Genomic DNA, 21,450 nt, shown 5'->3' with positions numbered 1-21,450 from the left:
TAACTGCCCGGGTGGAAAATTCGATTGCGTAAGCTCGGCATAGGGAGAGGCGCGGGATGGGGGCTTTTGTGGTGCGCCGCGTATGGCAGATGCTGCCGACGATGCTGGGCGTGGTGTTGCTGGTGTTTGTCCTGTTTAACTGGGTCGGCGGCGATCCGGCCTATCTATTGGCCGGCAAGATGGCCAACGCCGAGGCCATCGCCAACATCCGCCACCAGCTCGGCGTCGACCAGTCCTACCCGATGCAACTGTGGATTTTCATCCGGCAGATCGTCACCTTCGATTTCGGCCTGAGCTGGGCGACCGGCGAGCCGGTGTCGCACATCATCGCCACGCGGCTGGGGCCGTCGCTGACGGTGCTCATTCCCCTGACCTTGCTGGAAACGCTGATCGGCGTCGCGCTGGCGCTGGCGGTCGCCTTCGTGCGCGGCTCGTCGACCGATCGCGCGCTGATGATCGCCTGCACCGTCGGCATGTCGGTCAGCATCCTGGTGTACATCATCGCGCTGCAGTACGGCCTGGCGTACAAGCTCGGGCTGTTCCCGGTGCAGGGCTGGGGGCAGGGCTTGCGCGAGAACCTGCTGCGCTACGCGGCGTTGCCGATCCTGATTGGACTGGCGGTGTCGATCGCGCCGACGTTGCGGCTGTACCGCAGTTTCGTGCTCGACGAAGTGGGCCAGGATTATGTGCGCACGGCGCGCGCCAAGGGGCTGGGCGAGCGGCGCGTGATGTGGGTGCACGTGCTGCGCAACGCCGCCATTCCCATCGTCACGCATGTGATGGCCAGCCTGCCGGCGTTGCTGATCGGCGCTTTCCTGCTGGAGCGTTTCTTCGGCATCCCCGGCATCGGCCGCGAGGTGATCCTGGCGGTCGAGCGCAGCGATTTTCCGGTCATTAAGGCCATCACGATCTACGTGGCGGTGGCGACCATGGTGTTCAACCTGCTGACGGATCTGATGTACCAGGCGCTCGATCCCCGGGTGAAGCTCGCATGACGGGCGCGACCTTGGCGGGACCGCCGGCCGGACTGTGGATGTTGGCGTGGCGGCGGCTGCGCGCGGACCGCGTGGCGATGCTGTCGCTGGCGGTGGTGGCGGCGTTCCTGCTGATGCTGGCGCTGTCGGCCGGCGGGCTGATTGCCGCCGACTGGGAGGACGAGGTCGGCGTCAATTACGCCCCGCCGGGTTTTGTCGGCGCCAAGGTTGCCGGCCTGGCCGCCGCGCCCGCCCCGGCGGAGCGGGCCGCGTTGCCGGACAATCCCTTCGATCCGCTGGCCGACGACATCCGCGCGCTGAAGGCGCAGCTGGCGGCGCGCGCCGATACCGCGCCGGAGCAGGCGCGCCGCGCCACCTTGCCTTTCGGCGGCGACAAATGGGGGCACGACATCATCAAGAAAACCATCAAGGGCGGCGAGACGTCGATCGTGGTCGGCCTGGCGGCGGCCGCGCTGGCGGTCGGCATCGGCACCTTGTTCGGCGCGCTGTCGGGCTACTGGGGCGGCGTGGTGGACGACGTCTTCAACTGGTTCTACAGCATCTTCACGGCCATCCCGTCGGTGCTGATGATCCTGGCGGTGGCCGCCGTGCTGCAGCAGCGCGGCGTGGCGACCATCGTGCTGATCCTCGGCCTGACCGGCTGGACCGGTCCGTACCGGCTGATCCGCGCCGAGTACATCAAGCACAAGGGGCGCGAATATGTGCTGGCCGCCGACGCCATCGGCGCCTCGCACTGGCGCAAGATGTTCTCGCATATCTTCCCCAATGTCAGCCATGTGGCGCTGGTGCAGTTGTCGATCCTGGTGGTCGGCTTTATCAAGGCCGAAGTCATTCTGAGCTTCCTGGGCTTCGGCGTGCCGGTCGGCGTGGTGTCCTGGGGCAGCATGCTGAACGAGGCGCAAAATGAACTGATCCTCGGACGCTGGTGGCAGCTGACGGCCGCCGCCATCGCCATGGCCTTGCTGGTGACGGCGTTCTCGCTGCTGACCGACGCGCTGCGCGACGCCCTCGATCCGAAGGTGAAATGATGGCCGACGATATCCTTCTCGATGTGCGCGCGTTGCGGATCGGCTTCCGGGTCGATCGCAACACGGTCGTCGACGCCGTCAAGGGCGTGTCGTTCACCGTGCCGCGCAACGGCACGGTGGCGCTGGTGGGCGAGTCGGGCAGCGGCAAGTCGGTCAGCTCGCTGGCGGTCATGGGACTGCTGGCCCCGGACACCACTGTCATCGGGCCGTCGAGTAGCATCCGTTTCGACGGCCGCGAGTTGCTGTCGCTGCCGGCGGCGCAGCGGCGCGCGCTGTGCGGCAAGGAGATCGCCATGATCTTCCAGGAACCGATGTCGTCGCTCAATCCGGTGTTCACCGTGGGGGCGCAGATCGGCGAGGTGCTGCGCCTGCATCTGGGCATGGGCCGGGCGCAGGCGCGCCGCCGCACGCTGGAGCTGCTCGACGAGGTGGGCATACCCGATCCGGCGGTGAAAATCGACGCCTATCCCAGCCAGCTGTCCGGCGGCCAGCAACAGCGCGTGATGATCGCCATGGCGATCGCCTGCGAACCGAAGCTGCTGATCGCCGACGAGCCCACCACGGCGCTCGACGTGACGATCCAGAAACAGATCATGGACTTGATCGCCAGCTTGCAAAAGCGCCGCGCGATGGCGGTATTGCTGATCACGCACGACCTGGCGCTGGTGGCGGAGATCGCCGACCAGGTGGTCGTGATGCGCCATGGCGAGGTGCGCGAGGCCGGTCCGGCGCGGCAGGTGCTGGTCGAGCCGGTCGACGCCTACACGAAGGCGCTGCTGCATTGCCGCCCGAGGCTGGACGAGCGGCCGTGGCGCTTGCCCGTCATCGCCGACTATATGAAGGAGGCGGGGGAACCCCAGCGCGTTGAAGATGCGGGGGAGCGCGAACGCGGCTATCGGCCGGACGACCAGCCGGTGCTGGTGGTGAACAACCTGAGCAAGAGCTTTTATCTGCGCGAGGGCTGGTTCGGCAAGCGCGAGTTCAAGGCGGTCGACAATGTGTCGTTCACGCTGGCGCGCGGCAGGACCCTGGGCGTGGTGGGGGAATCCGGTTCCGGCAAGACGACGGTCGGCCTGACCTTGTTGCGGCTGCACCATGCGACCGGCGGCAGCGCCATGTTCGAGGGGCGCGACTTGCTATCCATGACGGCCCGCGAGTTTCAGGGCTACAAGCGGCGCATCCAGATCATTTTCCAGAATCCGTACGCGTCGCTGAACCCGCGCTTTACCGTCGGCCAGATATTGCTGGAGCCGATGCGCATCCACCGCATCGGCGCCGACGACCGCGAGCGGACCGCCGCCGCCTATGCGTTGCTGAAGAAGGTCGGCTTGCCGGCGTCCGCGTTCCAGCGCTATCCGCACGAGTTTTCCGGCGGCCAGCGGCAACGGATCGCCATCGCGCGCTGCCTGACGATGAAGCCGGAGATCCTGGTGTGCGACGAGTCGGTGTCCGCGCTGGATGTGTCGGTGCAGGCCCAGGTGCTCAACCTGTTGCAGGACCTGCAAGACGAGTTCGGGCTGTCGTACATCTTTATCTCGCATGACCTGTCGGTGGTGAAATATATCGCCGACCAGGTGATGGTGATGCGGCGGGGTACGGTGGTGGAGATGGCCGGTTCCGACGAGCTGTATCGCGATCCCAAGCACCCCTACACACGTACTCTGCTGGCGTCCATCGCGGGGCGCGCGTGAGCAAAGGCCAGGGACGGTTAAGCGATTTTTAAGTTAAGATATGCGGATGCCGAATTTAATCCAACTACTGCAAGAATATGGCGTACTGATCGTGTTTGCGATCGTGCTGATCGAGCAGATCGGCATGCCGATTCCTGCTTATCCGATCCTGATCGTCGCTGGCGCCTTGTCCATCGATGGCGACTTCAGCTGGCCTGCCGTGTTGGCGGCGGCCATCTGCGCCTGTTTGATCAGCGACGGTTTCTGGTTCCGCATGGGGCGCTTCTATGGCAAGCGCATCCTCAAGCTGCTGTGCAGGATTTCGCTCTCCCCCGATTATTGCGTCAGCCAGACCGAGGACAGCTTTACCAAGTGGGGGCCGAAGATGCTGATCGTGGCCAAATTCATTCCCGGTTTTAACACCATTGCGTCGCCGCTGGCCGGGGCCATGGGGACGCGCTATCAGGTTTTTCTCGGCTATAGCGTGCTGGGCGGGGCGCTGTGGAGCGGCACCGGCATCGCGATCGGCGCGTTCTTCCATTCCAGCATCGATTCGGTGTTGACCACCTTGAGCGATCTGGGCTCGACGGCGCTGATGGTGTTGGTGGCGCTGCTGGCGCTGTTTGTCGCGTATAAGTATGTGGAGCGCAAGCGTTTCCGTCAGTCGGTGCAGATCGACCGGGTGACGGTGGACGACTTCAAGCAGTTAATGGAAGAGGGTCATGAGCCGGTGCTGGTCGATGCGCGCAGCGTGACGGCGCAGATGCTGGAGCCGGCGATTCCGGGGGCTTTGTTGTTCAAGGGTGGGGAGCCGAGCACGGAGATCATCGCGCTGGACAAGCGGCGGCATATTGTTGTGTATTGCAGTTGCCCCAATGATGTGACGGCGGCGCAGGTGGCCAAGGAGTTGAAGGCGCACGGGTTCACGCTGGCGCGGCCGTTGCATGGCGGCCTCGATGCGTGGAACGCGCGGTTCGGGACGCGGCAGCCGGCGGCCAACGAGACCATCGATACGGCGCCGGCGGCGTAGCCGGATAATGTATCGGCGGAGCGTGGCCGATTACGGCGTGCCGCCTAATCCGCCCTACGTGTTTCCGTGGTGTCTCGGTGTCCACCTAACTGTGGGCACACGTGTTCTACGTAGGGCGGATTAGCGTAGCGTAATCCGCCATGAGCCGCCGACAACGCCACGCCGACGGCGCAACGCGCCGGGTAGTCATACTACTCAAAATAAATTCCGAAAAGTAATTTCCTGTGGCAAACGATACTTATCTGTACTAAAACTACAAACTCCGCTTGCCTGGAATAGTGAAAATACCTTAAGCTTAGGCCTCAACTATTTTCAATCGACCATGACAGCCCAGTCCCTTCAATCGCCATCCTCCCCGACCACCGACTACATCGGCGGCCCGCGTCTGCTAGCGGATATCGGCGGCACCAATGCGCGCTTTGCGCTGGAGACCGCCCCGGGCAAGATTGAGGCGATCGAAGTGCTGCCTTGCGCGGCCTACCCAACCATCGCCGACGCGCTGGTCGCTTACCTGGGTTCGCCAGCCGTGGCCGGCAAGGGCGTCACCGGTATCCGCAATGGCGCCATCGCCATCGCCAATCCGGTGACCAGCGACATGGTGCGCATGACCAACCACCACTGGCAGTTCTCGATCGAGGCGTTGCGCCGCGAAGTGAACTTCGACATTCTGGTGGTCGTCAACGATTTCACCGCGCTGGCCAGTTCGCTGCCGCAACTGTCGGCGACGCAAAAGCACCAGGTCGGCGGCGGCGTGGCCGTACCGGGAACCCCGCTGGGCCTGATCGGCGCCGGCACCGGCCTGGGCGTCTCGGGCCTGATCCCGGGCAAGGACGGCTGGACCGCGCTGCTGAGCGAAGGCGGCCACGTCAGCTTCTCGCCGGTCAACGCCAAAGAAGTGGCGATCCTGCAATTCGCCTGGAAAGAATTCGAACACGTATCCGCCGAGCGCCTGATGTCCGGCGCCGGTATCGAACTGATCTACCGCGCGCTGGCCGACCGGCAGGGCGTCGCCGCCGAGCCGCTGAGCGCGGCCGACATCTCCACCCGCGCGCTGGCCGGCGAATGCCCGCTGTGCGACGACGTCATCGAGACCTTCTGCCGCATGCTGGGCACCATCGCCAGCAACATCGCCATCACCCTGGGCGCGCAGGGCGGTATCTATATAGGTGGCGGGATCGTGCCGCGCCTGGGCGAGCGTTTCGACAAATCCGGGTTCCGCGCGCGCTTCGAGCAGAAGGGCCGCTTCAACAAATACCTGTGCCAGGTGCCCACCTGGGTCATCACCGCCGAATATCCGGCCTTTGTTGGCGTATCCGCAATCTTGTCGGAACGACTTGCTGCTGCGTAAGGCAAGTTACACTTCGATGTGGCCGAAATGCGCGTTTTGCGCTTTTATCAGGTACAATTCGGCTTGTAGGATGAAACGTCATTGATTGGTCTCGCATGTTTTCGCCCGAAAATCGCGTTTCGCAGTCGCGTTTCACGTAGAAAAGCGGCGGCCTCGGTCGTCGTCGGCATGCCTCTCTCTCCCGCCCGGCGCGTATCGCCCGGGCTCGGAAAACAGCTTCAGCGAGTACTCCGGCAGGCGGCATTTTGAATGCGGCCAGTGCCTCACTGAATGTGATTGATTTCTTTCTTTGCATGACAATGCAACCACAAGATTGCTATGGATACAGCTGAGGCTAAAAGAGTCCTCGAAACCGCGTTGCTATGCGCCCATGAGCCGTTGTCGATCCACAGTCTGAAGAAGCTGTATGTCGATGTCGATGACCAGGGCAGGCCGCGCGGTCCCGGAGTAGGTTCCGATACGATCAAGGAATTGCTGGAAGAACTGCGGCTCGATTGGGCCGGCAAAGGCATCGAAGTGGTCAGCCTGTCGACCGGCTGGCGCTTCCAGAGCCGCCCCGAGATGAAGCTGTACCTGGACCGGATGAATCCTGAAAAACCGCCCAAATATTCGCGGGCGACGCTGGAAACCCTGGCGATCATCGCGTACCGGCAGCCGGTCACGCGGGGCGATATCGAAGAGATACGCGGCGTCGCCGTCAATTCACAGACGATCAAAATGCTGGAAGACCGTGGCTGGGTAGACGCCATCGGTTACCGCGACGTCGTGGGCCGCCCGGCGTTGCTGGGCACGACCAAGCAGTTTTTGGATGATTTGGGATTGAATTCGCTGTCCCAGCTGCCGCCGTTGCAGCAATTGAGCGATGTGCAGGGCGGCGGTCCGGATATGGAAGCGCTGGAGGCGGCCCTGCAAGAGAACTTTGATAAAGCCGCGCACAGCGAAAGCGTCGCGCAACAACGAGATGGTACGGATAGCGAGTTGCAAGTGGCCGACGAAGCAGTAGACGCCGCGACTAGCCCGGAAGCCGGCCAGCAAGCAATCAATCACGACCATGCGCCAGATTTAACGGTTGACGCTGAGCACAACCAAGAAACGAATAATGAACAAATCTAATACCCCCGAGACAGTCAACGACGCCACCGCAGAAGTGGTCGCCAAGCCAAAACGCCGTACCAAAGCACAGATCGAAGCCGATGCTGCTGCGTCGACCTCCGGCGCCGCCGAGGCCGCGCCTGCCGCCAAGGCCAAGCGCAAGCCGAAGGCTGACGCCGCCGTTGAAGCCGCCGCGCCTGTCGTTGCCGCTCCCGCCGCCGCCGACGCGCCCGTGCCGGTGAAAAAACCGCGTGCCAAACCGGTCGCCAAGGCTGCCGTCGAGGCTGTCCAGGCTGTTGAATCGGCGCCGCAAGCCGCGCCAGTTGTAGAAGCGGCCAAAGCGCCGGCCAAGGTGCCACGCGCCAAGAAGCCGGTCGCCGCCGTGACGGCTTCGGCCGAATCGTCCGCGCCAGCAGTGGAAGCGCAAGCCGCTCCTGCTGCAGCCGCTTCGGGTGCTGAAGGCCAGGACGGCCAGCCAGCCGCGCAGCGCGAGCGCAGCGACCGTGGCCCACGCGGCCCGCGCGGTCCGCGCCAAATGCGCGAGCAACGGGCGCTGCGCGAAGCGACGATGCCACGTCCGGAGCCTGTGGTTGCGGCCGAAGGCGAAGCGGCGCCGGCAGAAGAGGGCGCAGAGCCGAACGGCAAGCCGCGCAACGAGCGCGGTCCGCGTCCTGACGGCCAGCAACGCAACGGCAAGGGCGGTCGCGGCAAGGGACCGAAGCCGCAGCGCGTGCATGGCGCCTTCGGCAATGCCGGCAAAGCGTATGATGCCGACGCCGCATTCTCGTACGTCACCTCCGACGCCTTCGACAGCGAAGAAACCGGCAAGGGCCGCAACGCGCCGAAAGCCGTGCGCCGCGACCTGACGTCGGAAGACGACGCGCCGAAACTGCACAAGGTACTGGCCGAAGCCGGTCTCGGCTCGCGCCGCGACATGGAAGAGCTGATCGTTGCCGGCCGCGTGTCGGTCAACGGCGAGCCGGCCCACATCGGCCAGCGCATCCTGCCGGCCGATGCCGTGCGTATCAACGGCAAATTGCTCCAGCGCCGCGTCAGCAAGAAGCCGCCGCGCGTGCTGGTGTACCACAAGCCGGCCGGCGAGATCGTCAGCCATGACGACCCGGACGGCCGTCCATCGGTGTTCGACCGCCTGCCGACGATGAAGGCCGGCAAATGGCTGGCCATCGGCCGCCTCGACTTCAACACCGAAGGCTTGCTGCTGTTCACGACTTCCGGTGACCTGGCCAACCGCCTGATGCATCCGCGCTACAGCATCGACCGCGAATACGCCGTGCGTACCCTGGGCGTGCTGGAAGAAGGCATGCGCCAGAAACTGCTGGCCGGCGTCGAGCTGGAAGACGGCCTGGCGCAGTTCTCCAAGATCGCCGACGGTGGTGGCGAGGGCATCAACAAGTGGTATCGCGTGATCATCGGCGAAGGCCGTAACCGCGAAGTGCGCCGCATGTTCGAGGCGATCGGCCTGACCGTGTCGCGCCTGATCCGTACCCGCTACGGCGCGATGACCCTGCCAAGCAGCTTGAAGCGTGGCCGTTGGGAAGAGATGGAAGAAAACACCGTGCGCGACCTGCTGGCCGCCTACGGCGTCGACAAGAAAGGCAGCGACACGCCGGCGGCTGCCGCGCCGCGCGGCAAAGGCCCGCAGCAAGCCAAGCCGACCGCGCAGAACAAGGGCCCTGAAAAGCGTCCGCAGCGCGGCCGCGCCGACTTCGACGACCGCGACGATGACGACGACGAGGATGATGGCGACGAGCCGAACTTCAACCGCGCCGATGTCAGCAACGACAATGCGATGCCTTTCGCCAAGCAGCAGCGCGGTCCGCGTTTCGGTAACCAGGGTCGTCCGGGCAATGGCGCCGGTGGCGCTGGCGGTCCCAACGGCGCTGGCAATGGCCGTGGCGCGCAGGGCTCGGGTCGTCCGGGTGGCAATGGTCAAGGCGGCCAGGGTGGCGGCCAGGGCCGTCCAGGCGGCGCGCAAGGTTCGGGCCGTCCGGGTGGTCGTCCGCAAGGTATCGGCGGTTACGCCGGTGGCCGTCCGCTGGGCGAAGGTCCGGCACGCAGCGCCGGTGGTGGCCAGGGCCGGCCGCAGGGTCAGGGTCGTCCGCAAGGGCAGGGTGGTCAAGGCGGCCAGGGTGGCGGTATGGGCGGCGGCCAGTCGGCCAAAGGTCCAAGCCGTGGTCCGCGCCAGCCCGATCCGTTGCAGACGACTTTCGGCTTCGGTAACGCCGGTGCGCCGCGTCGCAACCAGCCGCCACGCGGCGGTGCGATCGATCACGGCATGCCGCGTCGCCGCAAGGGTTAATAGTCAGCAATACCCCGCAAGGCGATGACGCTGCGGGGTCGGACCCCTTGGGGTCCGACCCCTCTTACGTTGGGGGTTTAAGCGCTTGTTTTCTGGTCCATCGACCTTATTTGTGTTATGCGCTGATTGCAGCGCAGAGCAGATAAGGTTATAATAACCAGCCTAGTAAAAGTTCTTCGCGGGTAGCTCCCACAGGAATCCTTTCATCTGGCTAGGTATTACAAGAAGATGGGCAGATGCCCATTTTTTTTTTGTTAAAGCGTTTTGTACGGCCTGTTTTTGAATGATTGCAAACAGGCCTTGATTTGGAGAATTTCTTGCAGCTGCCGGAACTAATTGAAAAGACCGTCATGGGTCTGGGCTACGAGCTGGTTGATGTCGAACGGGCCGAGCGCGGAGTCTTGCGCGTGTTTATCGATTTCAGCGCAGCCGACGCGGAAGAAAAAGGCCCGATCACCGTGGAAGATTGCGCCACGGTCAGCCACCAGCTGTCGCACGTGCTGACAGTCGAGAACGTCAACTACGAACGCCTCGAAATCTCGTCGCCGGGTCTGGATCGTCCGGTGCGCAAGCTGGAAGACTTCGTGCGTTTTGCCGGTTACGAGGTAATCGTCAAACTGCGCACCGCAATGCCGGGTACGAACAACCGGAAATCGTTCCAGGGCGTTCTGCAAGAACCCCAAGGCGATAATTTGTCGTTGGAATTTGATAGCAATGATGGTCCGGCGCTGTTGGAGTTTACGCTCGCCGACGTGGATAAGGCACGCTTGGTGCCGCAGGTGGATTTTAAGGGACGCAAAGCATGAGTCGCGAAGTTTTGTTATTGGTAGACGCGCTGGCGCGTGAGAAAAACGTCGATAAAGATGTCGTTTTCGGCGCGCTGGAATTCGCGTTGGCGCAAGCCACGAAGAAACGCTATGAAGGTGAAGTCGATATCCGCGTTTCGATCGACCGCGAGTCGGGTGAGTTCGAATCCTTCCGCCGCTGGCACGTCGTACCCGATGAAGCGGGCCTGCAACTGCCGGACCAGGAAATCCTGCACTTCGAAGCCAAGGAACAAATCCCTGACATCGAAGTGGACGACCACATCGAAGAACCGATCGAGTCCGTCGAATTCGGCCGCCGCTTCGCGCAAGACACCAAACAGGTGGTCCTGCAGCGTGTGCGCGACGCCGAGCGCGAACAGATCCTGGTCGACTTCCTCGAGCGCGGCGACTCGCTCGTGACTGGCACCATCAAGCGCATGGAACGCGGCGACGCGATCGTCGAGTCGGGCAAGATCGAAGCCCGCCTGCCACGCGACCAGATGATTCCGAAGGAAAACCTGCGTATCGGCGACCGCGTCCGCGCCTTCATCCTGCGTATCGACCGCAATATGCGCGGCCCGCAAGTGATTCTGTCGCGCACCGCGCCGGACTTCATCATGAAGCTGTTCGAACTGGAAGTGCCGGAAATCGAACAAGGCATGCTGGAAATTAAATCGGCCGCCCGCGACGCCGGCGTGCGCGCCAAGATCGCCGTCTACACGGCCGACAAGCGCATCGACCCGATCGGTACTTGCGTCGGCATGCGCGGTTCGCGCGTGCAGGCCGTCACCGGCGAGCTCGGCGGCGAACGCGTCGACATCGTGCTGTGGTCGGAAGATCCGGCGCAGTTCGTCATCGGCGCCCTGGCGCCGGCCAACGTGTCGTCGATCATGGTTGATGAAGAGAAGCACGCGATGGACGTCGTTGTCGACGAGGAAAACCTGGCGATCGCGATCGGCCGTTCCGGCCAGAACGTACGCTTGGCTTCCGACCTGACCGGCTGGAAGATCAATATCATGACGGCCGAGGAATCGGCCGACAAGGCAGCCCAGGAAACCGCGGCGGTGCGCGCACTGTTCATGGAAAAACTGGACGTCGACCAGGAAGTCGCCGACATCCTGGTGGAAGAGGGCTTTGCCAGCCTGGAAGAAATCGCTTACGTGCCGATCTCCGAAATGCTGGAAATCGAATCGTTTGACGAAGATACCGTCAACGAACTGCGCACCCGCGCCCGTGACGCCCTGGTCACCGAAGCGATCGCTTCGGAAGAAGGCCTGGAAGGCATGGACGAGGCGCTGGTCGGTCTGGAAGGCATGGACCGCATCACCGCCGGCAAGCTGGGCCTGGCTGGTATCAAGACTGTCGATGCATTTGCTGCACTGGCCTACGACGAATTTGGCGCCATTCTGGCCCTGTCCGCCGACCGTGCACGCGCACTGATTACAAGTGAATTTGAAGATGTGACCGACGATGAGATGAAGTTGGTTGACTCGAAGTACGACGATCGTGCCAAAGGCCTCCAGGCCAAGGCATGGAGTCTTGCCGAATCTGCAAAGGCATAATTTGAGTATCTTTATCATCTCCGCGACACATAGAAAAGAGGACTGAATGGCGAGTAACAACGTAGCCCAATTTGCCACCGAACTGAAGATGCCTGCAGATTTGCTGCTGACGCAGCTGCGTTCTGCCGGCGTCGAAAAAAGTTCGACGTCAGATCCATTGTCGAAAGATGATAAGGATAAGCTGCTTGATCACTTGCGTCGTACCCACGGCGCATCGGCTGATACCGAAAAGAAGAAGATCACGCTGACGCGCAAAGAAACCACTGAAATCAAGCAGGCCGACGCCAATGGCAAGGCCCGCACGATTCAGGTCGCTGTGAAGAAGGTTCGCACCTTCGTCCAGCGCGACGAGCCGGTCGCCGCTCCCGCCCCCGCCCCTGTGGCGCCGGTGGTGGACGCTGCCGAGGTGGCCCGCCGTGAAGAAGACGCCCGCAAACAGGCCGAACTGATCGCGCGCCAGGAAGCCGAGCTGCGCGAGAAGCAAGACCGCCTGGCCAAGCTGGACGCCGAGAAGGAAGCCCAGGCCAAAGCCACGGCCGCCGCCGAAGCCGAAGCGAAGAAGGAAGCCGACGCCGAGGCGAAGAAAGCCGCCGCCAAGGCAGCGGCCGCCGCGACCAACGCCGGCGCCGCAGCACCTGCGCCGAGCGCCAGCGATGCCGCCGCCGAAGAGAAGAAAAAAGCCGCAGCGGAAGAGGCCAAGAAGAAGGCCGCCGCCGCCGCGAAGGAAGCCGCTGAGAAAGCCGAAGCCACCGACCGCGCCCGCAAGGCCGTGGCGGACGAGGTCGCCCAGATCAAGGCCATGATGAACGCGCCGCGCCGCGCCATCAAGGCCCCTGAGCCAGCACCTGTTCCAGTCAAGGCCAAGGTTGCCGAAGGCACCCTGCACAAGCCTGCGACCGGCGCCGTCGCCAAGCCTGGCGACAAGCCGGGCGACAAGAAGCCGGTTACCGCCGACAAGAAGTCGATCAAGTCGGCCAATGTCTCGTCGACCTGGTCGGACGACGCCAAGAAACGTGGCGCGCCGGGCAACACCGCCAACAAGGGCCGTGGCAACACCGGCACCGGCGGCCGTGACGGCTGGCGTAGTGGTGGCAAGAGTGGCGGCCGTCGTGGCTCGCACTCGGACGACCGCGAAACCAACTTCCAGGCGCCAACCGAGGCGGTCATCAAGGACGTGTACGTCCCTGAAACCATCACCGTGGCCGAACTGGCGCACAAGATGTCCGTCAAGGCATCCGAGGTCATCAAGCAGCTGATGAAGCTGGGCCAGATGTGCACCATCAACCAGGTGCTGGATCAGGAAACCGCGATGATTCTGGTCGAGGAGATGGGCCATAAAGCCTTCGCCGCCGAGCAGGACGATCCGGAAGCGCTGCTGGCAGACCAGGGTGAGCACGCTCACTTCGAATCCGTCTCGCGCGCACCGGTGGTGACCGTCATGGGTCACGTCGACCACGGTAAGACCTCGCTGCTGGATTACATCCGCCGCGCCAAAGTGGCGTCGGGCGAAGCCGGCGGCATTACCCAGCACATCGGCGCATACCACGTGGACACCCCGCGCGGCATGATCACCTTCCTGGATACCCCGGGTCACGAAGCCTTTACGGCGATGCGTGCCCGTGGCGCGAAAGCGACCGACATCGTGATTCTGGTGGTGGCGGCCGACGACGGCGTGATGCCGCAAACGAAGGAAGCGATCGCCCACGCGAAAGCGGCCGGCGTGCCTCTGGTTGTGGCGATCAACAAGATCGACAAACCGGGCGGCAACGTCGACCGTGTGACGCAGGAACTGGTCGCCGAACAAGTCGTGCCGGAAGAATACGGTGGCGAATCGCCATTCGTGCCGGTCTCGGCAAAAACCGGCGCCGGTATCGATGCGCTGCTGGAACAGGTTCTGTTGCAGGCCGAGGTTCTGGAACTGAAAGCCCCGGTCGACGCGCCAGCGCGTGGCCTGGTGGTCGAAGGCCGTCTGGACAAGGGCAAGGGCCCGGTCGCGACGATCCTGGTGCAGTCCGGTACCCTGAAGCGCGGCGACGTGATTCTGGCGGGCTCCTCGTATGGCCGCGTTCGCGCGATGCTGGACGAGAACGGCAAGCCGATCAACGAAGCAGGTCCTTCGATCCCGGTCGAAATCCAGGGTCTGACGGAAGTGCCGCAAGCCGGTGAAGAAGTCATGGTCATGGCTGACGAGCGTAAAGCCCGTGAGATCGGTCTGTTCCGTCAAGGTAAGTTCCGCGACGTGAAACTGGCCAAGCAGCAAGCCGCGAAGCTGGAAAACATGTTCGACCAGATGGCCGAAGGCGAAGTCAAAAACCTGCCGATGATCATCAAGACCGACGTGCAGGGTTCGCAGGAAGCACTGGTCAGCTCGTTGCAGAAGTTGTCGACCTCGGAAGTGCGCGTACAAGTCGTGCACGCCGCAGTCGGTGGCATCACCGAGTCGGACGTCAACCTGGCGGTGGCCTCGAAAGCGGTCATCATCGGCTTCAACGCCCGTGCCGATGCACAGGCGCGCAAGCTGGCCGAGTCGAACGGCGTGGACATTCGCTACTACAACATCATTTACGATGCGATCGACGAGATCAAAGCGGCGTTGTCGGGCATGTTGGCGCCAGAGAAGCGCGAAACCGTTATCGGCCAGGTCGAGATTCGCCAGGTCATCCTGGTCTCGAAAGTCGGCGCGGTTGCCGGTTGCCTGGTCACCGATGGCGTGGTCAAGCGCGCTTCCTCGGTACGCCTGCTGCGCAACAACATCGTGGTGTGGACCGGCGAGATCGACTCGCTCAAACGCTTCAAGGACGACGCGAAAGAAGTCCGCGCCGGTCTGGAGTGCGGCCTGTCGCTGAAGAACTACAACGACATCCAGGTTGGCGACACCCTGGAAGTGTTCGAAGTTCAGGAAATCGCCCGTACGCTGTAATCGTTACGGACAGTAGTAATAGACAGTAGTACTAGGTAGAGTGGACGGAAGCAACAGCTCCCGTCCACTTGCCGTTTATGGAAAGCAGTACCGAATCATGGCAAAACACAGTAAAACCATCCCGCAGCGCGGTCAGCGCGTCGCGGACCAGATCCAGCGCGATCTGTCCGAAATCATCGCCTACGAGTTGAAAGACCCACGGGTCGGCATGATCACCATCACCGAAGTGCAGGTCACGCCGGACTACGCGCACGCGAAGATCTTCTTCACGATGCTCAAGGACAGCCCGGAGCAGGTCAAGCAGACCGTCGAAGGCCTGTCGGCCGCCGCCGGCTACATGCGCGGCCAGCTGGGCAAGCGTTTGCACATCCACACCTTGCCGGCGCTGCACTTCGTGCACGATACGTCGACCTCGCGCGGCATGGAATTGTCGCTGCTGATCGACCAGGCCAACGCCACGCGTTCGCTGGACGACGACCAGGCCAAGCCGGACGACAAGGCCGCCGAGTAATCCCACGCGTCGCCTGCGGCAACCGTTCAACCCGCACGGCGGCGAGCCGGGGTCGTACCCGTCGGGTACGACCCCGAACTTCCGGGTTGACGGCGCCGCTCAATCACAGTCCCATGAAACAACACCACACTAAAAAAGTCCGCGACCTGGTCGACGGCGTGCTGCTGCTCGACAAGCCGGTCGGCCTCTCGAGCAACGATGCACTGATCAAAGCCAAGCGCGTGCTCAACGCCAAGAAGGCCGGCCACACCGGCACGCTCGACCCGTTCGCCACCGGCCTGTTGCCGCTGTGCTTTGGCGAGGCGACCAAGTTTTCGCAGGACTTGCTGGAAGCGGACAAGACCTACGAGACCACGGTGCACCTAGGCCAGACCACCGACACCGGCGACACCGAGGGCGAAGTCATCGACACGCGCGACGTCAACGTCACGTTGGAGCAGATCCACGCGGTGCTGGACAAGTTCCGTGGCCCGATCGCGCAAGTGCCGCCGATGTATTCGGCGCTGAAGCGCGACGGCAAGCCGCTGTACGAATACGCGCGCGCCGGCATCACCCTGGAGCGTGAGGCGCGCAACGTCATCATCCACAAGCTGGAGCTGGTGTCGTACGAAGCGCCGTTCCTGAAGTTGTCGGTCACGTGCAGCAAGGGCACGTACATCCGCGTGCTGGGCCAGGACATCGGCGAAGCGCTCGGCTGCGGCGCGCATTTGAACGCGCTGCGCCGCACGCAGGTGGGCCCGCTGACGATGGACAATATGATCACGCTGGAAGCGCTGACAGCGCACGCCGAGCCGTTGAGTCTGCTGGCCCCGGTGGACGCCTTGCTGGCCAGTTTCCCGGCCGTGCAGCTGAACGCCGAGCTCGCCAAACGCTTCCTTAACGGCCAGCGCCTGGCGTTGGGCAAGGAGCCGATATCGGTGCCGGCGGAGCAGGGCAGGGTGCGCGTCTACCTCGACGACAAGCTGCTCGGCACCGCCCTGCTGGGCGAATACAGCATCCTCGCCCCGGAACGCCTGATCGCCTTCGTTCAACCCTGAACCGAAGGGGTCGGACCCGTTGGGTCCGACCCCGGCCGCAGCGGTTTGCGGGTTGAAGAGGCGCCGCCAGCACGTAAACCAGCAACTCTTTGAAAATACTCGATTTTTTTAAGGAGTTGCAACGCACCATGCTATACTACGCGGTTCCAGAAATTGGCTAAGCAGTTGTAGCCCACGAACATCCCGGAATACCCCCCGTACAGTTTGTACGCACCCGCAGTTTTTCAGCAAATATAACGACCATGTCTACTACAAAACGCGCAATTCGCAACATCGCCATTATCGCCCACGTTGACCACGGCAAAACCACCCTCGTGGATCAGCTGCTGCGCCAGTCCGGCACCTTCCGTGAAAACCAAGCGGTCGATACTCGCATCATGGACTCGAACGACCTCGAAAAGGAACGCGGCATTACGATTCTGTCGAAGAACTGCGCGGTTGAGTACGAAGGCACCCACATCAACATCGTCGACACCCCAGGCCACGCCGACTTCGGCGGCGAAGTGGAACGTGTGCTGTCGATGGTCGACTCCGTTCTGCTGCTGATCGATGCGCAGGAAGGCCCAATGCCACAGACCCGCTTCGTGACCCGCAAGGCACTGGCGCTGGGCCTGAAGCCTATCGTCGTCGTCAACAAGGTCGACCGTCCGGGCGCACGTCCTGAGTGGGCGATCAACCAGACCTTCGAACTGTTCGACAAACTGGGCGCGAACGATGAGCAGCTGGACTTCCCTATCGTTTACGCTTCGGGCCTGAACGGCTACGCCGGCCTGACCGAAGATGTCCGCTCGGGCGACATGAAGCCATTGTTCGACGCCATCCTGGAACACGTTCCAGTGCGCGACGACAATCCGGAAGGCCCGCTGCAGATGCAAATCACGTCGCTGGACTACTCGTCCTACGTCGGCAAGATCGGCATTGGCCGCGTCAACCGTGGCACCGTCAAGGTCGGCCAGGACGTTCTGGTCATCAATGGCCCAGGCGCCACCCCGATCAAGGGCCGCATCAACCAGGTGCTGAACTTCAAGGGCCTGGAGCGCGTACTGGTCGACGAAGCCGTCGCCGGCGACATCTGCCTGATCAACGGTATCGATGAAATCGGCATCGGTTCGACGCTGTGCGCGGTCGATACCCCTGACCCGCTGCCGATGCTGACCGTCGACGAGCCTACGCTGACGATGAACTTCATGGTCAACAACTCGCCACTGGCCGGCCGCGAAGGCAAGTTCGTGACCTCGCGCCAGCTGCGCGATCGTCTGGACAAAGAACTGAAAGCCAACGTCGCACTGCGCGTTGCACCAACCGACGACGACACGATCTTCGAAGTTTCGGGCCGCGGCGAGCTGCACCTGACCATCCTGATCGAAAACATGCGTCGCGAAGGTTTCGAGATGGCTGTGTCGCGTCCACGCGTTGTGTTCAAAATGGTCGATGGCGTGCGCCACGAGCCGTTCGAGCAACTGTCGGTCGACGTTGAAGAAGCCAACCAGGGCGGCGTCATGGAAGAACTGGGCCGTCGTCGTGGCGACCTGCAAAACATGGAATCGGACGGCAAAGGCCGTGTGCGTCTGGAATACCGTATTCCAGCGCGTGGCCTGATCGGCTTCCAGGGCGAGTTCATGACCCTGACCCGTGGTACCGGCTTGATGAGCCACGTGTTCGACGCGTACGCTCCGGTCGACAACACCAAGGGCGAACTGGGCGGCCGTCGCAACGGCGTGCTGATTTCGCAGGACGACGGCGCCGCCGTGGCCTACGCGATCTGGAAACTGCAGGATCGCGGCCGTATGTTCGTGGTCCACAACGACCCGGTGTACGAAGGCATGATCATCGGTATCCACTCGCGCGATAACGATCTGGTCGTCAACCCAATCAAGGGCAAGCAGCTGACCAACGTGCGTTCGTCGGGTACCGACGAAGCGGTGCGCCTGGTGCCGCCGGTTCAGATGTCGCTGGAATACGCCGTTGAATTCATCGACGACGACGAACTGGTGGAGATCACCCCGAAATCGATCCGTCTGCGCAAGCGCTTCCTGAAAGAGCACGAGCGTAAAAAAGCATCGCGCGAATCCTGATCGTCTGCGCTAAACCCGCACCCCGCGTACCACCGGGGTCGGACCCCTTGGGGTCCGACCCCTCTGACGGTGGCCGGGTTTGACAAGAAAACCCCGGCCTCCACGGAGCCCCGGGGTTTTTTTTCGCGGCAACGGATTCAATTGCCTTTTTGCCAGTGCAGGAGTAATTTGACGCATGGCAGCATAAAACCGTATTGAGGAGTCTCAAGGTGAGTGACGAAAAGTTGAATCCGTGGTCAGGTTGGCCGACCAATCCCTTCGCCCTCGCGCAGCAGGCGACCGACTATTGGGTCGACGCCTGCCAGCGCAGCGTGCTGTTCATGGACGTGCTGCGCCAGCGCGGCGACGAGCGCAATCTTCGTACCGAAGAGACCGCTCCGCACGTGCTCAGTTTCGCCTTCGAAGTCATCATGGACGGCCGCGATCTCGAGCGTCCCGTCAACTACGGCCTATGCTATATCGCGCCGCCGGACGGCGTCGCCCCCGATCCCACCAAGCGCCCGTTCATCGTGTTCGATCCGCGCGCCGGCCACGGTCCCGGCATCGCCGGCATGAAACAGGACAGCGAGATCGGCGTCGTGCTCAAGGCCGGCCATCCCTGTTATTTCGTCGGCTTCCTTCCCCATCCTGAGCCGGGCCAGACCATCGAGGACGTGTGCCGGGCGGAGGCGAAATTCATCGCCCATGTGGCCCAACTGCATCCGCAGGCCGACGGTAAACCGGCGCTGATCGGCAACTGCCAGGCCGGCTGGCAAATCATGATGACGGCCGCGCTGCAGCCGGACCTGGTCGGTCCGCTGGTGCTGGCCGGGGCGCCGCTGTCGTACTGGGCTGGCGTGCGCGGCAAGAACCCGATGCGCTACCTGGGCGGCGCGCTCGGCGGCACGTGGGCGACCACCCTGGCGGGCGATCTCGGCAACGGCATTTTCGACGGCGCGCAGCTGGTCGAGAATTTTGAGAAAATGAACCCGTCGAACACGATGTGGAGCAAGAACTACAACGTTTATTCGAAGATCGACACCGAGGCGGCGCGCTTCCTGGAGTTCGAGCGCTGGTGGGGCAATCCTGTGCTGCTCAACGCCGGTGAAATGCAATACATCGCGGACTCGCTGTTCGTCGGCAACCAGCTGAGCGCGGCCGCGCTGCTCGACAGCGAAGGCCACCGCATCGACCTGCGCAACATCAAGTCGCCGATCGTGGTGTTTTGCTCGTGGGGCGACGACATCACGCCGCCGCAGCAGGCGCTGGGCTGGGTGCTGGACCTGTACGAGGACGACGCCGCGCTGGTCGCCGGCGGCCAGACCATCATTTACACGATGCACCAGAGCATAGGTCACCTGGGCATCTTCGTTTCCGCCTCGGTGGCCAACAAGGAGCACGAGGAATTCACGGCCGCGATGGACATGATCGACATCATGCCGCCGGGCCTGTACGAAGCGGTGTTCCTCGACAAGGACGAAGAGATGCTGCAAGCCGAGATCGCCGCCGGCGACATGATGGGCGGCGACTTCGTCATGCGTTTCGAACGGCGCGGCCTGGACGCGCTGCGCGCGCTGGGCGGCAACGACGCCGAGGACGAGCGCCGTTTCGCGACCGTCGCGCGGGTGTCGGAAATCAACCAGGGCCTGTACCGCCAGTTCGTCAGCCCCATCGTCAAGAGCATGGTGACGGAAGAGAGCGCCGAACGGCTGCGCGAATCGCATCCGCTGCGCTTGCGCTACACGGCGTTCTCCAGCAAAAACAAGCTGCTCGACGGCATCCCGGCGTTGGCCGAGAAGGTCAGGGCGCAGCGCCGCCCGGTGGACAAGGACAACATCTTCCTGCAGATGCAGGAGCACATGTCGAAGCAGATCGTCGCCACCCTGGATGCTTATCGGGACGCCCGCGACGAGGCGACGGAGAAGTTCTTCCTGAATGTGTACGGCTCGCCGGTGTTGCAGGCGCTGGTGGGCTTGCGCTCCGAGGCGGGCGCGCCGCGACGCATCGGCCGGGACCTGGCGCACGAGGCGGCGCTGAACGCGTTCCGCGCGGCGGCCGCGACCAAGACGGCCGAGGGTGGGGCGACGGAGGCGATCATCCGCGGCTTGCTGTACATCTATCGCAGTCCGGAGATGAGCGCCGCCGACGAACGCGCGTTCGCGACGATACGCCAGCTGCGCTTGCGCACCTCGGACGACGAGGAGTTGAGCGTGACGCAGTTCAAGACCATCGTGCGCGACCAGTATCTGATGTTGCAGGTCGACGAGGAGGCGGCGATGCGCGACCTGCCGCTGTTGCTGCCGGACGAGCCGGAAGCGCGCGCGGCGGCCTTGGGCATCGTGCGCCAGGTGGCCGGCGCGACCGGTACCCTGGTCGGCGACGGCGCCGTGCGGCTGGAGCGCGTGGCGGAGATGTTCGGTCCGCAGGCGCCGAAGTTGGCCGTGGTGCGCAAGAAGAAAAAGGAAGCGTGAGGGGAGGAGTGATTGAGACGCGCAACCCGAGAGGCCAAGAGGGGTCGTACCCTGCGGGTACGACCCCTGTGCGCCGCATTGCGGGTTGAACGCATGCGCCGCGCGCTATAGGATTTTGCGCATGAACACACTCATCGGATCGTCCAGATAATCGCCGAACGCACCGCAGCGCCGGAAACCGTGCCGCTCGTACAGCCCCATCGCCTCCGGCTGCGACGGCCCGGTCTCCAGCACCATCTGCGCGCAACCGGCTTCCACTGCGGCCTTTTCCAGCAAGCTCAGCAGGCCTCGCCCGGTTCCCTTGCCGCGCACGGCGGGGTCCACATACAATCGCTTGATCTCACCATATTCCGGCGACAGCACGATCGCGCAGCAACCGACGATCTTGCCGGCGGCGTCGCCCTCGCGCGCCACGGCAAACTTCACGTGCGGCTCCATCAACGACGGCAAATCCAGCGCGTAGACCAGCTCCGGCGGGTACAGCGAAAGTTGATACGCATCGAGATCGGCGATCAGGGAGATGACTTCGGGCTGGTTCGGGGTTTCAAAGGCAATATGCATGGGATGATCGGTCATTTTGTTGGACGGTAAATCCAGTATAATGGA

General features: G+C 63.2%; 15 protein-coding genes. 14 read left to right on the top strand and 1 reads right to left on the bottom strand.

Annotation, left to right across the window (positions count from 1 at the left end; all coding sequences use genetic code 11):
• Nucleotides 1-56 precede the first annotated feature (56 nt).
• The 14 genes from NHH88_27140 to NHH88_27075 all read left to right on the top strand — a co-directional run bounded on the left by NHH88_27140 (nt 57) and on the right by NHH88_27075 (nt 20,844).
• Nucleotides 57-995 (top strand): ABC transporter permease, encoded by a 939-nt coding sequence (locus NHH88_27140; GenBank protein USX13294.1) that lies wholly within the window; start codon nt 57-59, stop codon nt 993-995.
• On the top strand, nt 992-2,023 hold the full coding sequence (locus tag NHH88_27135; protein ID USX13293.1) for an ABC transporter permease: 1,032 nt from the start codon (nt 992-994) through the stop codon (nt 2,021-2,023). The genes NHH88_27140 and NHH88_27135 overlap by 4 nt, the downstream gene beginning before the upstream one ends.
• Complete coding sequence (locus tag NHH88_27130) at nt 2,023-3,714, top strand: ABC transporter ATP-binding protein (protein ID USX17447.1); 1,692 nt, start codon at nt 2,023-2,025, stop codon at nt 3,712-3,714. The genes NHH88_27135 and NHH88_27130 overlap by 1 nt, the downstream gene beginning before the upstream one ends.
• A gap of 46 nt (nt 3,715-3,760) precedes the next feature.
• Nucleotides 3,761-4,723 (top strand): VTT domain-containing protein, encoded by a 963-nt coding sequence (locus NHH88_27125; GenBank protein ID USX13292.1) that lies wholly within the window; start codon nt 3,761-3,763, stop codon nt 4,721-4,723.
• 322 nt (nt 4,724-5,045) lie between these two features.
• Nucleotides 5,046-6,071: a glucokinase gene (locus NHH88_27120; protein ID USX13291.1), complete on the top strand. Its 1,026-nt coding sequence runs from the start codon at nt 5,046-5,048 to the stop codon at nt 6,069-6,071.
• A 318-nt stretch (nt 6,072-6,389) separates the two neighbouring features.
• Nucleotides 6,390-7,184, top strand: a complete 795-nt coding sequence (gene scpB / locus NHH88_27115) for an SMC-Scp complex subunit ScpB (GenBank protein USX13290.1) — start codon at nt 6,390-6,392, stop codon at nt 7,182-7,184.
• The gene (locus NHH88_27110) at nt 7,171-9,483 is read left to right on the top strand and encodes an rRNA pseudouridine synthase (protein ID USX13289.1); all 2,313 of its coding nucleotides are present in this window, start codon (nt 7,171-7,173) and stop codon (nt 9,481-9,483) included. The genes scpB and NHH88_27110 overlap by 14 nt, the downstream gene beginning before the upstream one ends.
• Nucleotides 9,484-9,800: 317 nt before the next feature.
• The gene (gene rimP, locus NHH88_27105) at nt 9,801-10,289 is read left to right on the top strand and encodes a ribosome maturation factor RimP (GenBank protein ID USX13288.1); all 489 of its coding nucleotides are present in this window, start codon (nt 9,801-9,803) and stop codon (nt 10,287-10,289) included.
• Complete coding sequence (gene nusA / locus NHH88_27100; GenBank protein USX13287.1) at nt 10,286-11,851, top strand: transcription termination factor NusA; 1,566 nt, start codon at nt 10,286-10,288, stop codon at nt 11,849-11,851. The genes rimP and nusA overlap by 4 nt, the downstream gene beginning before the upstream one ends.
• 46 nt (nt 11,852-11,897) lie before the next feature.
• Nucleotides 11,898-14,771: a translation initiation factor IF-2 gene (gene infB, locus NHH88_27095; GenBank protein USX13286.1), complete on the top strand. Its 2,874-nt coding sequence runs from the start codon at nt 11,898-11,900 to the stop codon at nt 14,769-14,771.
• A 97-nt stretch (nt 14,772-14,868) separates the two neighbouring features.
• The gene (rbfA, locus tag NHH88_27090) at nt 14,869-15,282 is read left to right on the top strand and encodes a 30S ribosome-binding factor RbfA (GenBank protein USX13285.1); all 414 of its coding nucleotides are present in this window, start codon (nt 14,869-14,871) and stop codon (nt 15,280-15,282) included.
• Nucleotides 15,283-15,395: 113 nt separating this feature from the next.
• On the top strand, nt 15,396-16,319 hold the full coding sequence (gene truB, locus NHH88_27085; protein USX13284.1) for a tRNA pseudouridine(55) synthase TruB: 924 nt from the start codon (nt 15,396-15,398) through the stop codon (nt 16,317-16,319).
• A 242-nt stretch (nt 16,320-16,561) separates the two neighbouring features.
• On the top strand, nt 16,562-18,394 hold the full coding sequence (typA, locus tag NHH88_27080; protein ID USX13283.1) for a translational GTPase TypA: 1,833 nt from the start codon (nt 16,562-16,564) through the stop codon (nt 18,392-18,394).
• A gap of 209 nt (nt 18,395-18,603) precedes the next feature.
• Nucleotides 18,604-20,844: a DUF3141 domain-containing protein gene (locus NHH88_27075; protein ID USX13282.1), complete on the top strand. Its 2,241-nt coding sequence runs from the start codon at nt 18,604-18,606 to the stop codon at nt 20,842-20,844.
• Nucleotides 20,845-20,949: 105 nt separating this feature from the next.
• Here the strand turns inward: NHH88_27075 and NHH88_27070 are convergent, their stop codons facing one another.
• Nucleotides 20,950-21,420 carry a GNAT family N-acetyltransferase gene (locus tag NHH88_27070; GenBank protein USX13281.1) on the bottom strand — a complete coding sequence of 157 codons (471 nt, stop codon included), beginning with the start codon at nt 21,418-21,420 and terminating at the stop codon, nt 20,950-20,952.
• Nucleotides 21,421-21,450 lie beyond the last annotated feature (30 nt).

It is taken from the genome of Oxalobacteraceae bacterium OTU3CAMAD1, from assembly GCA_024123915.1.
Lineage (GTDB): Bacteria > Pseudomonadota > Gammaproteobacteria > Burkholderiales > Burkholderiaceae_D > Rugamonas.
This window is presented reverse-complemented; position numbering and strand designations above follow the sequence as displayed.

What these genes read in the sequence shown, in the direction of transcription:
- NHH88_27140 (USX13294.1), top strand. Translation starts at nt 57, where the DNA reads ATGGGGGCTTTTGTGGTGCGCCGCGTATGGCAGATGCTGCCGACGATG.
- NHH88_27135 (USX13293.1), top strand. Translation starts at nt 992, where the DNA reads ATGACGGGCGCGACCTTGGCGGGACCGCCGGCCGGACTGTGGATGTTG.
- NHH88_27130 (USX17447.1), top strand. Translation starts at nt 2,023, where the DNA reads ATGGCCGACGATATCCTTCTCGATGTGCGCGCGTTGCGGATCGGCTTC.
- NHH88_27125 (USX13292.1), top strand. Translation starts at nt 3,761, where the DNA reads ATGCCGAATTTAATCCAACTACTGCAAGAATATGGCGTACTGATCGTG.
- NHH88_27120 (USX13291.1), top strand. Translation starts at nt 5,046, where the DNA reads ATGACAGCCCAGTCCCTTCAATCGCCATCCTCCCCGACCACCGACTAC.
- scpB (USX13290.1), top strand. Translation starts at nt 6,390, where the DNA reads ATGGATACAGCTGAGGCTAAAAGAGTCCTCGAAACCGCGTTGCTATGC.
- NHH88_27110 (USX13289.1), top strand. Translation starts at nt 7,171, where the DNA reads ATGAACAAATCTAATACCCCCGAGACAGTCAACGACGCCACCGCAGAA.
- nusA (USX13287.1), top strand. Translation starts at nt 10,286, where the DNA reads ATGAGTCGCGAAGTTTTGTTATTGGTAGACGCGCTGGCGCGTGAGAAA.
- infB (USX13286.1), top strand. Translation starts at nt 11,898, where the DNA reads ATGGCGAGTAACAACGTAGCCCAATTTGCCACCGAACTGAAGATGCCT.
- rbfA (USX13285.1), top strand. Translation starts at nt 14,869, where the DNA reads ATGGCAAAACACAGTAAAACCATCCCGCAGCGCGGTCAGCGCGTCGCG.
- truB (USX13284.1), top strand. Translation starts at nt 15,396, where the DNA reads ATGAAACAACACCACACTAAAAAAGTCCGCGACCTGGTCGACGGCGTG.
- typA (USX13283.1), top strand. Translation starts at nt 16,562, where the DNA reads ATGTCTACTACAAAACGCGCAATTCGCAACATCGCCATTATCGCCCAC.
- NHH88_27070 (USX13281.1), bottom strand. Translation starts at nt 21,420, where the DNA reads ATGACCGATCATCCCATGCATATTGCCTTTGAAACCCCGAACCAGCCC.